Below are 14432 nucleotides of genomic sequence, written 5' to 3'. Positions count from 1 at the left end.
GACCCCCGCTTAGTAAAAAGCGGGGGTGTTTTCATTAAAAATCGAAGTTGTCTGGATCAGGACCAATTCGTTTATTTTCATTTAAGTCAGAAAGGCGCTTCATATCCTCATCAGATAGGACAAAATCAAAAATATCGGCATTTTCTTTTAAACGATGGGCTTTCGTTGATTTAGGAATCGTAATGACGCCTTTTTGCACATCCCAGCGCAAAATAATTTGAGCAGGTGTTTTGCTGTATGTGCCCGCAAGCTCCGTGATCAGCGGGTGGTGCAGCAGCTCTCCCTGCATAAGTGGTGACCAGGCTTCCATTTGGATGCCATGTGTTTTCAAATACGTAAACAGCGTTTCCTGCGTGAGTTTTGGATGAAACTCGACTTGATTAATTGCTGGAATGATGTCCGCATCTTTCAATAATTCGTCTAGATGATGCGGCTGAAAGTTACTCACACCGATGGCTCTGACTTTTCCTTCACTGTATAGCGTTTCAAGCGCGCGCCATGCTTCCTTGTATTTCCCTTCAACTGGCCAGTGAATTAAATACAGATCAAGATAATCAAGCTGAAGTTTTTTCAGGCTGTCTTCGTATGCTTTTAGTGTCGCTTCATATCCTAAATCGGCATTCCACACTTTGGATGTCACAAAGATGTCTTCGCGGCGAAGGCCTGTTTCTGCTAGACCAAGTTGTATGCCTCGTCCAACACCTTCTTCATTGCCGTAAATAGAAGCTGTATCAATACTGCGATATCCTAATTGAATGGCTGTTTTAACAGCTTCAATTAATTCCGTTCCCTCTTCAACCTGAAAGACCCCAAGACCAAATCCTGGCATGCGGACGCCGTTGTTTAATGTTTTTTTACTTTGTAAATCATTCATATGAAAGACTCCTTTAAATGGTTTGTTTGTTTTCTTTTTGTTCGATTTGATGACTCACCATCGTGAGTATGGCCGCCATGAGCACCATGATGCCGCCAACCCAGCCGGTATGCACAAGCCCAAGGGTATCTGTCACGATGCCGCCTAAAAATGAACCAATGGCGATACCTGCATTAAAGGCAGCGATATTCAGAGCGGAAGCGACATCGACAGCTCCGGGTGTATACCTTTCCGCAAAATCAACGACGGCAACTTGAAGGCCGGGTACGTTCATGAAAGCAAAAAGTCCCATCAGCATTACAGTTCCAATCCCGAGTGCCATAAATCCAGCAGTAAAGCTAAGGATAAACAAGATGAGACTTTGAATGATAAACATATAAATCAGTGCTTTCATTGGCTGTTTATTCGCTGCTTTTCCGCCAATGACATTCCCAGCGGCGATGGTAATCCCGTATAACAGCAGGATCAAGGCAACTGTTCCAGGCGCAAGGCCTGTCACATGCTGTAAGAGAGGGGATAAATAGGTGAAGACGACAAAGGTTCCTCCATACCCTGTAGCAGTAATGACAAATAAAAGCAAAATTCTTTTCGTCTTTAATAAGGCCGCTTGATCCTTAAACGTTGTTTTCACGCCCTGTTTCAATTGAGACGGAACAAGGAAATAGTTAGAAATCAGTGCGATTAGGCCAATCATGACAATCACACCAAATGACGTACGCCAGCCGAGCTCATGACCAAGAAACGTACCGAATGGCACACCGGTCACAGTAGCGACTGTTAAACCAGTGAACATAAAGGCAATAGCGCTTGCCCGCTTTTCTTTCACCACAAGGCTTGCGGCAATGGTCGAGCCAATCGACATAAATACGCCATGTGATAGGGCTGAAATCACTCGTCCGATTAAGAGCACAGAAAAAGTTGGGGCAATCGTGGCGAGTGTATTTCCGATCAAAAAGACGAGCATAATGAGCAAAAGCAATGTCTTTTTTTTCATCGTTGACGTAAGTGAGGTTAGAATTGGCGCGCCAAAGGTAACACCGAGCGCATATAAAGAAACGGTCCAGCCGGCCTGGCTGACACTCACGCCAAAGTCTTCTGAGATCATCGGCAGAAGACCTACAGAGATAAATTCAGTTGTACCTATAGCAAATGCACTAATCGCTAGTGCGAGAAGGGCAAAGTGATTTTGTTTGTTTTGCATCGTGATTCACATCCTTCTTTCATGACATTTTAATAGACGAAGCCGATCGGCAAGAGTTATTATCTAACATAGATGACAGAAAAAAAAGTACGTACTTTTTTGTAATATAGGTACTAAAAAGTGCCTGTACAGCATCAAAAGGAGTGAAGCGACGTTGGAAAAGAAGAAATATAATATCTCTGTGGAGGCAACGCTTGAAGTGATCGGCGGGAAATGGAAGTGTGTCATTTTATGTCATTTAACACATGGGAAAAAGCGGACGAGTGAACTGAAGCGCCTCATGCCAAATATCACGCAAAAAATGCTCACACAGCAGCTGCGAGAGCTTGAAAATGACGGCGTGATTAACCGCATTGTATATGAACAAGTGCCGCCTAAAGTGGAGTATGAATTAAGTGAATACGGACAGTCACTTGAGCGAATTTTGAATGCGCTATGTGATTGGGGGGCAGCCCATATTGAACGAGTGTATGGCGAGCCGCTTTCAGTGCTGGAAGACAGTATTCTAAATGAACAGTTTAAATAAAAAAGTCCCGCTTCTTGTGAGAGCGGGACTTTGCTTTATGTGCCTTTTTTCTGATCACGGTATTTTCCAGGCGTCGTGCCTTCCAGCTTTTTAAAGGAGCGGATGAAATTTTGCGGATTTTTGTATTTTAGCTTTTCCGAAATTTCTTTCACCGACATATCCGTCTCCACCAACCAGTTTTTGGCGACATGATGTCTGTAAGACGAGAGATATTCACTAAAGGAGATATCCATTTCTTTTCTAAAAATACTACTTAAATAATTTGGATTGTAGTGCAGGCGTGTAGCGATTTCGTCCAATGTCAGATCTGAGTCAAATTCTTGATGAATGATATGAATGATTTTCTCTGAGATATTTTTATATTGAGAGTCTTCACGCGCGCCGAGCTGATCAATGATGGGTCGAATGATCTCATGTTTCAGCCACGCTTCTGTATCTTCAAACGTTTTAAACTCAAAGATCGTATCATAGAGCATTTTATTATCTTCGACTTCAAACAATTCAATGCCTAGCAAATGCATCAGCTCGATGAGATTGTTTAAAAAACGAGCGAGAGCAATCTGGTACTCATGTGGTCCAGCATTTTTAGAAAAAATGGATTGCAGAAGCACATGTAAATAGTGATCTGCCTTGCCTTGATCGCCTGCTTTAATGGCATCGAATAAATCATGTTGCAGCTGTTTTGGGAAGTGAGTTTTAAACGTCTTTCCTTGCTGAATGTGTTCGTATAAAAGAATGGATTTTTTCTCTGCTTTGAGCCTGTATTTTAAGGCTTCTTTTCCCTCAATATAAGCATGTTTGGCCATAGAGAGCTCTTTAAATGAGCGACTGATCCCAATGCTGATCGACAAGCCCAGCTCTTCCTCAATCCGCTGCTGAATTGTTTCGGCTAATTGATTTAAATATTCAGTAAATTCCTCTTCTGACTTCGATTGATTGAGAACAATCGTCGTTTGATGCTGATTGACAACGGTCGGCTGAAGATGCTCCTCTAGCGGAATAATCTGCTCAATCAGTCCATTTATCGCAAATAAAAGCAAGTCTGCATCCTTTTTTTCATACGGCGTTCCTTTTAGTGTATCGATTTGGGTCACAAGCATGGATAAATGGGACCAGTCACGAGGAAAGCCTAGACTTTGAAATCGGTTGTGAATCTCTTCTTCCGTCAGCTTGCCAAGCAGCAGCCGCACCATAAAGTATTGTTGTAAGTGTGTCACTTGCTGCTCAATCCGTTCCTCTAGATCATTGTTTTGATCTTTCATTTGTTTAATGCTCGATTCGATGAGCTCAAATTCATTTTGGAAAGGCTGTTTATGCAAAAACGACTCATTACGTGCAAAGGATTCGTATAATAAGCGAATCGGTTTATAAAAGTGTCTAGAGCCAAACCATGAAAATAATAATGAAAGCGCTAACAAAATAAAGCAAATAATAAAGGTGATCCACCCGATTGATTTCGTTTGTTGCTTTAGTTCGGGAATGGAGACAAAGGATAAGTATGTCCATTCGTTATAATCTGATTTTTGAAACGTAACTTGATAGTTTAGTTCATCGATTTTCATATCAAATTGTCCGGATCGTTCTTCAAGTGACAGGACATGTTTGACGAAATCTTGATTTTTTAACGAGTCACCAATTTGTTCTTTTCGATTATGTAGCAGCACTTTTCCGTTTGTATCAATGACAAACATACTATCAGATTGTGAGAAGTCAGGCATGTTGTCAGCAATCACGCAGCTTGGAATGCTGGCGACGGCGATCCCCTTCTTTTGGACACTATTCATCGGAAGCTGTTTGATTAAATTCACATTGTATTTGCAAAAGGATGTCTTTCCTTCTTTTGTTGAGACAAGTGGATTATTTTCTTCAAGTGCCCAGCTGGAATGACTCGGAATATTGAGGTAAGAGGTTAACGCTTTCTCTTGATCCCCGTTTGAGACATGATAAAGACCAGAATTGTTCATATACCAATCTTCCATTTTACTAACAAGTGTAATATTGGAGAGATCGGTGTCGAAGGTTTGCAGGTAATTCAGTTCTTGCTGGACTTGATTATAAAGTTGGAATTGGTCTGGATTTAAAGGTTCTGCCAGTGTTTGAAGGAGAGGCGGCGAACTGACATAGTGAGTGAGAGAATGATCTACTGTCTTTAGAATATGCTCAATATTGGATTGCGTTTGTTTGACGCTGTCCAGCTTTTCATTTGAAATATTTTCGAGTGCAGTTTTTTGCGAATGCTGATAAGAAAAAATACCGACAATAATAACAGGAATCGTACTAAGCACGAAAAAAAACGTCACCAGCTTGTAATAAAATTTATACTGCTTTCTTTTCATAAAACCCCCCATTTCAAACGAAACAATCTTTTCCCCTTAGTTTATTAATCCAAAAATCTGGTAGGTTTGTCAATAATCATTTTCTGAGATTAGGATCATTTTCTTATGTTTTATGTAACGTTTTGAGTAGCTTCCCCTGAGTAAATATGATCTGATGATATGATTGTAGACGGATTTTTCATCCTTAAGATACAGTTAACACATGCATCAGCATGAGGGGAGGCTTTATCTGTGAAAACACAGGATGTCACTGCCAAGGGTGTGCCTGCGGCAGCTTTGAAAAAAGAAAAGAGAAAGCGCTTACTTAATCAATTGCTTAGTCAAAAATTTCTGTATTTAATGATTTTGCCAGGGCTCATTTATTTTCTTGTCTTTAAATATGTCCCTATGTGGGGGCTGATCATTGCCTTTCAAGATTACCAGCCGTTTCTCGGAATTCTTGGCAGTGAGTGGGTTGGCTTCAAACACTTTATTCGATTATTTACAGAACCAACATTTTTCATCTTATTAAAAAATACGCTCATTTTATTTGCCATGAATGTCGTGATTTTCTTTCCCATTCCGATCTTATTAGCCCTTCTTTTAAACGAGGTCAGATTGGCACTGTTTAAGAAATTTGTTCAGACAATGATTTATATTCCTCACTTCATGTCATGGGTGATTGTCGTGTCCTTATCTTTTGTTTTGTTAACGGTAGATGGCGGGTTAATCAATGAATTGATTGCTTTCTTCGGAGGAGAAAAGATTAACTTCCTTCTTAGTCAAGAATGGTTTAGACCCATGTACATTTTGCAGGTAATCTGGAGAGAAGCGGGTTGGTCAACCATTATTTATCTTGCAGCGATTACAGCAGTAGATCCGCAGCTATACGAAGCAGCAAAAATGGATGGAGCCGGCAGACTCAGACAAATGTGGCATATCACCCTTCCTGCGATTAAAAGTGTCATTGTTGTACTGCTCATTTTAAAAATCGGTGATACGTTAGAGCTTGGATTTGAACATGTCTATTTATTACTCAATGCGACCAACAGGGAAGTTGCAGAGATTTTTGATACGTATGTGTATACAGCTGGTCTGAAGCAAGGACAATTCAGCTATAGTACCGCTGTTGGTTTATTTAAAGCAGCCGTTGGACTTATTTTGGTCATGATGGCGAACCGTTTAGCGAAGAAGTTTGGAGAAGAAGGGATTTATTAAAAGGGGAGATGAAGACCAATGACATTATCGATTGAAAAGGGATCACCGCTTGAGCATGCAGAGAAATTAGCACAAACAATAATGAAAGCGTATACACCGATTGAACTTCCGCCAGCTGGAAGGTGGCACTATCATCAAGGGGTTTTCCTTTGCGGAGTGATGAAGCTTTACGAAGCAACAGAAAACGAGGCGTACTTTGATTATGTGAAAAATTATGCAGACTCACTCATTGATGACCATGGGAATCTGTTATTCCGAAGAGACGAGCTTGATGCCATTCAAGCAGGGCTCATTTTATTCCCGCTGATTGAAAGAACGGGAGAGAAGCGGTATGTGAAGGCAGCAGAAAAGCTTCGGGGGCTTTACCTGACGCTGAATCGCACGTCTGAGGGCGGATTTTGGCATAAAGACAATTATGCCTATCAAATGTGGCTAGATGGTCTTTATATGGGTGGGCCTTTTGCTTTAAAGTATGCCCAGTTGACAGGAGAATCGGAGCTGGTGGACATGGTCATCCATCAAGAGCATCTCATGAGAAAGCATACCAAAGATGAAAAAACGGGCCTTTACTATCACGCATGGGATGAACGGAAAGTGATGCCATGGGCTGATCAACAGACGGGCTGTTCCCCAGAATTTTGGGCAAGATCCTTTGGCTGGTATGTCCTTGCGTTAGCCGATATGATCGAAGATTTACCAGAAGGACATGAAGGACGAAAAGTGTGGAAGGACACGCTGACAGATATGCTGGAAAGTGTGGCAAAATATCAGGACGACGAAACGGGTCTATGGCATCAGATCCTTGATAAAGGAAGTCATAGTGACAATTGGCTTGAAAGCTCAGGGTCATGTCTATTCATATATGCGATGGCAAAAGCCATGAATGAAGGATACGTCAGTCTTCGATATGTTGATCACGTGGTCAAAGCGTATCAAGGGTTGATTCAGTATAAAACGGAGGAAAAAGACAACGGCGATTTTACGGTGAACGATATTTGTATTGGGACATCTGCGGGATTTTATGATTATTACGTTGGCAGAGAGCGGAGCACGAATGATTTGCATGGAGCAGGCGCTTTTATTATGGCGTTAACTGAACTAGAAAAGCTGTCTGTGTTTCAAAAGGTATGAGGCGGCATCAAAGGGCTGCGGCATGGCTCCTCAGCTTCATCGCTGCCTTTTATTTGTCCGCCTGTCAGGGAAAGACAGAGGGAATTGATGTCCTTATTTTTTCTGACATGTCAAAAGCAATGAAAGACCAATTAGTGGAGAAAGCTTTTCAACCAAATCAGGAGACATACGACGTTCACATCTTCCCTGCAATTCCTGAAAAACTTCTTGTTGAAATTACTGCAAAAGAGGGGGACGTGATGTTTGTCCCGGAAGAAATGTTTAGAACATATGATGATCCTGAAAGCTTTCAGCTGCTTGAAGAGATGCGGGTAGATGGCGAAGGGGCAGGACCATATACGGTAGAAGATGAAAAGACGGGAAATACAGTCGATTATGCGGTCCAAATCAAGAAAGGAACAAAGCAGCTAAATGGCTATACCTTTCGATTACATCGAGATATGGTCGCCTTCATTCCTGTGTATGCGGAGAAATCTAAAGAGGCACTGTCTCTCATGAAGCAGCTTCGTGAAAACCAATAGAAAAAGGGGTGGGGGAATGTGAAAAGGGTCGCCGTTTGCGGGCTCAGTCACCGTGCTTTCAATATGTTTATCAAACCGCTCACCGAGGATTTCAATGAGCATTACAGGATTACAGGGCTCCTAGATGTAGATGAGAAGCGGTATACACTTTGTCAGGAGCGTTTTCCATCACTAAGGGGCGTCTCATTTTTTCATGAGGATGCATTTGGTCAGATGGTGAAGGAAGCAAGACCAGATATCGTCATTGTGGCGGGGCGAGATGATACACATGTCACATATATCCTGCAGGCACTGGATCATGATCTGGATGTCATAACGGAAAAGCCGATGGTCACAACAGCAAAAGACGCCAAACAGGTGATGGAAAAAGAGGCAGAAAGCAAAGGAAAGGTCACCGTCACCTTTAATTATCGCTACAATCCATTCCATCGAAAGATAAAAGAGCTCATTTTAGATGGAAAGATTGGGAGGGTCACGTCTGTTGAGTTAAGCTGGCTCATTGATACGTATCACGGAGCCAGTTATTTTAAAAGGTGGAACCGCTCGCGTCAATATTCAGGCGGTCTGTCTATTCATAAATCGACCCATCACTTTGACTTGGTCAACTGGTGGATTGATCAAAAGCCGAAGCAAGTATTTGCCTATGGCGCACTGAATTATTATGGGGATGAAAGTCCTTGGAATCCTTTGCAGGGTGAAGAGAATCGATATTGTGGAACCTGTCATGTAAGAGATACCTGTCATTATGAAGCAAGGTGGAATCCGCGGGTAGAGCGCACAAAGGTGGAGGATGACCATATTGAATCAGGTGAGCAGCAGTCAAAGCAATACTCAAATTATCGCCCGGATGCCTGTATTTTTGATCAAGAAATTGATATTGAGGATACATATGTGGCGTCAGTGGCTTATGATCAGGGGGCTTTGTTAAGTTACTCGATTCAATTTTCAGCGCCATATGAAGGCTACCGGCTTGCGATTAACGGGACGAAGGGACGGATTGAAACAAATGAGTTTCATGTGCCATCGAGAATCCCATTTCAATTCCCTGAACAGACAATTGCATACTACCCGATGTTTGGTGGAAAAGAAACGATTGAAGTTGTGAAGCAATCAGGTGGTCATGGAGGCGGAGATCCGCTATTATTAGCAGATTTATTTTTAGGAAAAGATCCGCTCATTCCTTATGACATTTCGGCAGGAGCAGAGGCGGGTGCTTATTCCATTGCGCTTGGCGAAGGCATGTGGCGCTCAGTTGCAGAAAAACGCCCGATTGAAATAGAAGAATTGTTTCAAAAAGAGACGGTGTAACGAGAAAGAGAGGAGGGACGAGAGATGGATCATGATGGATCAATGAGCAGAATGCTGCGCATGTGTGAGTGGGTGATGAGACTTGCCTATACGAATTTGTTATGGCTTTTGTTCACTTTACTTGGGCTTGGAATCTTTGGCTTCATGCCTGCAACAACAGCGTTATTTTCTGTGATGAGAAAGTGGATACAAGGGCATGAGCAAGTCAGCGTCTTTCAAACCTTTTGGAAAGTATACCGCGAAGAATTTGTACGCTCTAATGTCATTGGAGTGGTGCTGGTCATCATCGGGACAATTATTTATGTAGACCTTGCTTATATTTATCCAACGAGCTGGTTTTTACACGTGCTTCGCTTTTCGATCTATATCTTTGGTTTCCTGTTTATTGTCAGCTTGTTTTATATTTTTCCGCTGCTGGCTCATTATGATTGGAAAAAGCGTCTTTATTTGAAATTTTCCCTTCTGCTTGGCATCTCGTATTTGCAATATACGCTCTCTATGCTCGTTTTCTCGGCTATTCTCTTTATCCTATTTGCTTATTTGCCAGGGATCGTGCCGTTTTTTAGCATCAGCATTCTCGCATATGGCCACATGTGGCTGGCCTATCAAGTGTTTAAAAAGATAGAGTTTGAAAGCGAGCAGCCGGCAGTTGATGTGAAGAAACGATTCCCGTCTTTCCTTCAATCCAAGCGGGTGAATACGCAGTGATGTGTATGATTTGCTATAATGGTGTCACCGTGAATAAAAGGAGAGATGAGAGTCGTGTCAGTAAAAGAAATTTCAATAGAAGAATTAAAGCAAAAGCTAGAGCAAGAAGAAGCCATTCAACTCGTCGATGTGCGTGAGGATGAAGAGGTAGCAGAAGGCATGATTCCAGAGGCAGTCCATATTCGAATGGGCGATATTCCTGAGAAGCTGGATGCGTTTGATAAGACGCAAGAGTATTATATTATTTGCCGTTCTGGTAAACGCAGTGAGAATGTCTGCTATTTCTTAGAAGACCAAGGCTATCAAGCAACCAATGTCGTTGGCGGCATGCTTGCATGGACAGGAGAAACAAAACCGAAGCAGTAAAAAGAAGTCCTTTCATCGACAAGATGGAAGGCTTTTTTTGTTCATATGTCCGTCTCTATTTGCATAAAAATAGAGTAGCAAGAGAAGGGAGAGTGGCATGTGTGCTGAAGGTAGCTGTATTTGATGAAGAACACGAGAAAGATTTGCAAAGCGAAATCAATCTTTTTTTAAAAGGAATGGACGACGACCAAATTATTGACATTAAATACAATGTGGCGGTGATCTGTGAGCAAGGAGGAGAGCAACTCTACTGTTTTTCAGCGCTCATTTTATATAAAAAATAAAAGGACCTGCTGAAGGGTCCTTTTGCCATGATCAACTAGCGTCAATATGTAAACGATGCTTTTTGCAGTGAACGCATTGAAAGAGGTAGCCTTGCAAGTCTCCTCCGTTCACGAGCCATTGTTTCAAGTTCTCTTTTGTGAAATGTCCACCACTGCAAATCTCTTCAATATCCTCTGAGAGTTCTTCCTCTAAATGCTCAATTTCTTTCCAACCAACATACTGCACAATCGCACAAAAATCCCCGCAATGGCTTAACCAATATTCCTGCTGCCATCCGCGGTAACCCGGCGTTCTGTAGATCAGTTCATCTATATATTCCTCATGATCGACGTCATCACAACTCACATCGTCTTGAAACATTCCATTATATGTTTGAGCAGCTGATCCATCTTTAATGCACCAAGGACAAATGCCAGAAACGTCTTCAACAGAATAAAAAGGACCATGATATGCATAATCTCGTTCTTTCTCACAAACGGGGCATATCGTCTGCTCTTTTTTAATCACATGTAATGAAACTGGGTCTGGGTTGTACTTGAACGTAGGTAACGTCATATAAACCTCCATTATGTAGAAAAGTGATGATTCAACACTATTTTATCGGAATACGCGATGTCATGACAATCTTCAATTATTTCAACGAGAAAAAAAGCCGTTCGGATGAGGAACGACTTTTCTCTTGTGATGATTATGCTTTTTTTACTCTTGGACTTCTTGGTTTATTGTACTTATTTGCTTGTTTAATCGCTCTTCGTTCTTCATTTAATGATTTGTACAGGGATACAATCATTAAAATGATGACAACAGAGAACGGTAAAGCAGCGAGTTTGGCTGTGTTTTGCAAGGCCTGAAGACCGCCTGAAAATAAGAGCACTGCCGCTACTGCTGACTGGATAATACCCCAGCTGATCTTTACACTATTCGCTGGATTTAATGATCCATAGGTTGTCTGCATTCCGAGAACGAATGTAGCTGAGTCTGCTGATGTGATAAAGAATACCGCAATTAAAATCAGTGCCAGAATGGATGTAATCATGGCGAGTGGGTATTCATTTAAAACACCAAACAGCATCGTTTCAGTAGACATGTTTGCAACATCGACGATATTGTTCTGTTGTAAGTCCATTGCAGATACACCAAAGATCGAGAACCAAAGGAACACGAGGATGGAAGGAGCCACTAAGACACCAATTAAAAATTCTCGAATGGTTCTCCCGCGTGAAACCCTTGCAATAAAAATACCGACAAATGGCGACCAAGAGATCCACCATGCCCAATAGAAGATGGTCCATCCATTAATCCATTCTCTCTTTTCTGGATCATTTGGTGATAATCTAAAGCTCATTTGTACAATATTTGATAAGTATTGTCCGATTGAATCAGTAAATGAATTTAAAATATACACAGTTGGTCCAACAATGAGTAAAAAGATCATGAGTAATGCAGCAAGAATCATGTTTGTGTTACTTAAATATTTAATCCCTTTACCAATACCGCTCCAAGCAGAGAGGAGGAACAGGACCGTGACGATTGCAATAATAATGAGCTGAGTTAGGAAGTTATTTGGGATTCCAAATAAATAGTTTAATCCGCCATTAATTTGTGCGGCACCCAGTCCTAAACTAGTAGCTACACCGACCACCGTTGCAAATACTGCGATGCAATCAATGGTTTTTCCAATCCATCCATGAATTCTGTTTCCGAATACTGGGTATAAGGTGGAACTGATTAATCCAGGTGCATCTTTTCTAAATTTAAAGTATGCAATGCAAAGGGCGACAATTGCATAAATGGCCCATGCATGAAGTCCCCAGTGGAAAAAGGTATAACGAAGGGAATCACGGAAGGCTTGTGCATTTTCCGTCTCGCCTGTTGGGGATTGAATGGCAAAGTGACTGATCGGTTCAGCGGCTCCGTAAAAAACAAGCCCAATGCCCATTCCAGCACTAAACAGCATGGCGAACCAAGAAAAAAGACCAAATTCAGGCTCTTCACCTGGCTTTCCTAACGTAATTTTTCCGATAGGGCTAAAGATAAAGAATAGACAAAAGCCGACTAGCAGCGATACGACTAATAAATAATACCAGCCAAAGTCATTTGTAATGTATGTTTGAATTTGATCTGTCACATTTTGCAGCGTATCTGGAGAAAGGGCTCCCCATAGAACGGCAATAAATGTGATAGCAATCACAATCCAAAATACACTTGATACGTTTTTCACACCATCTCACTCTCCTGTTGTTCTACACGTTTAAGCAGAGAATTTAATTTAATATCCCCTGTCTCAACTATTTTCAAACAAAAAGAGGCGAGTTTCTCACTCGACCTCTATTTTACCGTAACATGTTTTCCTTCCATTTATCAACCATCGATATGTGAAGATGACTTTTCTTCAATTCGTTTGCGCAGACGGTAGACATATTCTTTTAAACAAACAGCGAAAATCGTAAACGCTAAAACAATGGCGACTTTTAACGGGGTAATGGACAGCTTCATAAAGAAAGCGGCTGTCAAACTAATGACAACTGCAAGGACAATCGGAAGTGCGCGTCTAATCATTGGAATCTCTCCTTTACTTCTAGTGCGGCATTCATGCCCGCTAATCTGCCTGTCACAAGTGCTGACGTAATATTGTAACCGCCTGTGTAACCGTGAATATCTAAAATTTCTCCACAGAAATAAAGACCGTTCATTTTTTTGGATGCCATTTTCTTCGGTTCAATTTCTTTGACAGAAACGCCGCCTCCTGTAACAAAGGCTTTATCTAAAGAAAGCGTCCCATTTGCATGGACGATGAAATGTTTACAATCATGAGCAAAAGCGCGCAGTTTATCTTTAGCAAGACCAGAAAATGTCTCCTGCGGATCAATGCCATTTCGTTCTAAAAGGAACAATAAATAGCGCTCTTGCATCCAAGATTTCAGGACATTTTTAATGGCTTTTTTTGGTTCATCTTTTAGATCGCGATGAAGCTTTTGGAATAGCTCCTCGTCATTGAGCTTTGGGTATAAGTCAATTTGAAGACGGACGGCCGGTTGCTTTTTCAGTTCCTTCACAACAAATCCGCTGCATCTCAGAACGGCAGGACCTGATAAGCCAAAGTGTGTAAAGATCATATCCATGACATGAGTGACGACGGGTTTTCCTTTTTTATTTAAAACACTCACGGCCACACTTCTTAATGAAAGACCTTGAAGCACTTTGTCCTTAATAAAACGCTCGTCTGACGTGACGGGTACTTCTGTTGGGAAGAGCTCTGTAATGGTATGACCAGCGGCTTCTGCCCATGCATAGCCATCGCCAGTAGAGCCTGTATGCGGCACACTTTTCCCGCCAACAGCAATGACAACGGCATGACTTGAAATTTTTTCATCATTATTTGTAACAATTCCAGCTGCTTGTCCGTCTTGATACAGAACGGTTTTAATCTTTTCATTCGTTCGAATGGTCACATTGAGCACGCGGAGCCTATCTAATAGGGCATCCACAACAGATTGTGCTTTGTTTGAGACAGGGAACATACGTCCATGGTCTTCTTCTTTTAGTTCAATACCTAGTTTTTCAAAGAACGAAATAATATCCTCGTTATTGAACTCAGAAAATGCACTATATAGAAAACGGCCGTTTCCGGGAATATGCTTGATGATTTCTTCTACTGGAAGGCGATTGGTCACATTGCAGCGTCCACCGCCAGAAATGGCGAGCTTTCTGCCAAGTTTGTTTCCTTTGTCAATTAACAGAACCGATGCACCGTGTTCTGCCGATGCAATCGCGGCCATCAGTCCAGAAGGTCCACCGCCAATGACAATGACATCATAATGTTTCATGTTACATTCCTCTTTCTACTTTCAGTCATTTCTCTATTATAACGAAGATTGGGGAAGGCTGAAATATGAATTGATTGGTTTTGTGACTTCTGTATTGGATTTGTTACCTGTGCGATGAAATGATGTGTTAAAATAGTTAAGTTGAATATTCA

The 14432-nt window shown here is 41.6% G+C and carries 15 protein-coding genes; 8 read left to right on the top strand and 7 right to left on the bottom strand.

All coding sequences use genetic code 11. From position 1 onward, the window contains the following. Positions 1 to 34: 34 nt before the first annotated feature. Together NST15_RS13770 and NST15_RS13765 are read right to left on the bottom strand one after the other, a co-directional pair. On the bottom strand, positions 35 to 874 hold the full coding sequence (locus NST15_RS13770; RefSeq protein ID WP_342498597.1) for an aldo/keto reductase: 840 nt from the start codon (positions 872 to 874) through the stop codon (positions 35 to 37). 13 nt (positions 875 to 887) lie between these two features. Next, the gene (locus NST15_RS13765) at positions 888 to 2081 is read right to left on the bottom strand and encodes an MFS transporter (protein WP_342499059.1); all 1194 of its coding nucleotides are present in this window, start codon (positions 2079 to 2081) and stop codon (positions 888 to 890) included. A 148-nt stretch (positions 2082 to 2229) separates the two neighbouring features. Between NST15_RS13765 and NST15_RS13760 the strand changes: the two genes are divergently transcribed. Then, entirely contained in the window at positions 2230 to 2601 is a 372-nt protein-coding gene (locus NST15_RS13760) for a helix-turn-helix domain-containing protein (protein ID WP_008343017.1), read from the top strand. A 35-nt stretch (positions 2602 to 2636) separates the two neighbouring features. Here NST15_RS13760 and NST15_RS13755 read toward each other — a convergent pair whose 3' ends face one another. Next, complete coding sequence (locus NST15_RS13755; protein WP_008343018.1) at positions 2637 to 4937, bottom strand: helix-turn-helix domain-containing protein; 2301 nt, start codon at positions 4935 to 4937, stop codon at positions 2637 to 2639. Positions 4938 to 5168: 231 nt separating this feature from the next. Between NST15_RS13755 and NST15_RS13750 the strand changes: the two genes are divergently transcribed. From NST15_RS13750 to NST15_RS13720, 7 genes are all read left to right on the top strand, one after another. Continuing rightward, positions 5169 to 6134, top strand: coding sequence for a sugar ABC transporter permease (locus NST15_RS13750; protein WP_046344262.1), 966 nt, complete (start codon positions 5169 to 5171; stop codon positions 6132 to 6134). A gap of 18 nt (positions 6135 to 6152) precedes the next feature. Further along, entirely contained in the window at positions 6153 to 7265 is a 1113-nt protein-coding gene (locus NST15_RS13745) for a glycoside hydrolase family 105 protein (RefSeq protein WP_342498596.1), read from the top strand. Beyond that, the gene (locus NST15_RS13740; RefSeq protein WP_342498595.1) at positions 7262 to 7786 is read left to right on the top strand and encodes a lipoprotein YteS; all 525 of its coding nucleotides are present in this window, start codon (positions 7262 to 7264) and stop codon (positions 7784 to 7786) included. Before NST15_RS13745 ends, NST15_RS13740 begins: the two co-directional genes overlap by 4 nt. Before the next feature lie 18 nt (positions 7787 to 7804). Beyond that, positions 7805 to 9094 (top strand): Gfo/Idh/MocA family oxidoreductase, encoded by a 1290-nt coding sequence (locus NST15_RS13735; protein ID WP_045034175.1) that lies wholly within the window; start codon positions 7805 to 7807, stop codon positions 9092 to 9094. 24 nt (positions 9095 to 9118) lie between these two features. Further along, positions 9119 to 9802: a YesL family protein gene (locus NST15_RS13730; RefSeq protein WP_144684172.1), complete on the top strand. Its 684-nt coding sequence runs from the start codon at positions 9119 to 9121 to the stop codon at positions 9800 to 9802. A 54-nt stretch (positions 9803 to 9856) separates the two neighbouring features. Next, on the top strand, positions 9857 to 10168 hold the full coding sequence (locus tag NST15_RS13725) for a rhodanese-like domain-containing protein (protein ID WP_052321000.1): 312 nt from the start codon (positions 9857 to 9859) through the stop codon (positions 10166 to 10168). Between the two features lie 101 nt (positions 10169 to 10269). Further along, positions 10270 to 10452 (top strand): sporulation protein Cse60, encoded by a 183-nt coding sequence (locus tag NST15_RS13720; protein ID WP_003217582.1) that lies wholly within the window; start codon positions 10270 to 10272, stop codon positions 10450 to 10452. A gap of 31 nt (positions 10453 to 10483) precedes the next feature. On the opposite strand, the gene NST15_RS13715 is transcribed toward NST15_RS13720, so the two are convergent. From NST15_RS13715 to NST15_RS13700, 4 genes are all read right to left on the bottom strand, one after another. Continuing rightward, a complete protein-coding gene (locus NST15_RS13715) occupies positions 10484 to 11008 on the bottom strand; it encodes a CbrC family protein (RefSeq protein ID WP_342498594.1) in 525 nt (174 codons plus the stop codon). 133 nt (positions 11009 to 11141) lie between these two features. After that, complete coding sequence (locus NST15_RS13710; protein ID WP_039964140.1) at positions 11142 to 12674, bottom strand: BCCT family transporter; 1533 nt, start codon at positions 12672 to 12674, stop codon at positions 11142 to 11144. A gap of 140 nt (positions 12675 to 12814) precedes the next feature. Continuing rightward, positions 12815 to 13012, bottom strand: a complete 198-nt coding sequence (locus NST15_RS13705) for a hypothetical protein (protein WP_019743705.1) — start codon at positions 13010 to 13012, stop codon at positions 12815 to 12817. After that, entirely contained in the window at positions 13009 to 14280 is a 1272-nt protein-coding gene (locus NST15_RS13700; RefSeq protein ID WP_255234025.1) for an NAD(P)/FAD-dependent oxidoreductase, read from the bottom strand. The genes NST15_RS13705 and NST15_RS13700 overlap by 4 nt, the downstream gene beginning before the upstream one ends. Positions 14281 to 14432: the final 152 nt, after the last annotated feature.

The organism is Bacillus sp. FSL R5-0820, assembly GCF_038593385.1.
Taxonomy (GTDB): domain Bacteria; phylum Bacillota; class Bacilli; order Bacillales; family Bacillaceae; genus Bacillus; species Bacillus altitudinis.
The sequence above is the reverse complement of the archived record's forward strand: the minus strand, read 5'-3'. Positions and strand labels throughout refer to the sequence as shown.

Coding starts and splice junctions, on each gene's coding strand:
- NST15_RS13770 (WP_342498597.1), bottom strand. CDS start 874: ATGAATGATTTACAAAGTAAAAAAACATTAAACAACGGCGTCCGCATG.
- NST15_RS13740 (WP_342498595.1), top strand. CDS start 7,262: ATGAGGCGGCATCAAAGGGCTGCGGCATGGCTCCTCAGCTTCATCGCT.
- NST15_RS13755 (WP_008343018.1), bottom strand. CDS start 4,937: ATGAAAAGAAAGCAGTATAAATTTTATTACAAGCTGGTGACGTTTTTT.
- NST15_RS13715 (WP_342498594.1), bottom strand. CDS start 11,008: ATGACGTTACCTACGTTCAAGTACAACCCAGACCCAGTTTCATTACAT.
- NST15_RS13705 (WP_019743705.1), bottom strand. CDS start 13,012: ATGATTAGACGCGCACTTCCGATTGTCCTTGCAGTTGTCATTAGTTTG.
- NST15_RS13745 (WP_342498596.1), top strand. CDS start 6,153: ATGACATTATCGATTGAAAAGGGATCACCGCTTGAGCATGCAGAGAAA.
- NST15_RS13700 (WP_255234025.1), bottom strand. CDS start 14,280: ATGAAACATTATGATGTCATTGTCATTGGCGGTGGACCTTCTGGACTG.
- NST15_RS13730 (WP_144684172.1), top strand. CDS start 9,119: ATGGATCATGATGGATCAATGAGCAGAATGCTGCGCATGTGTGAGTGG.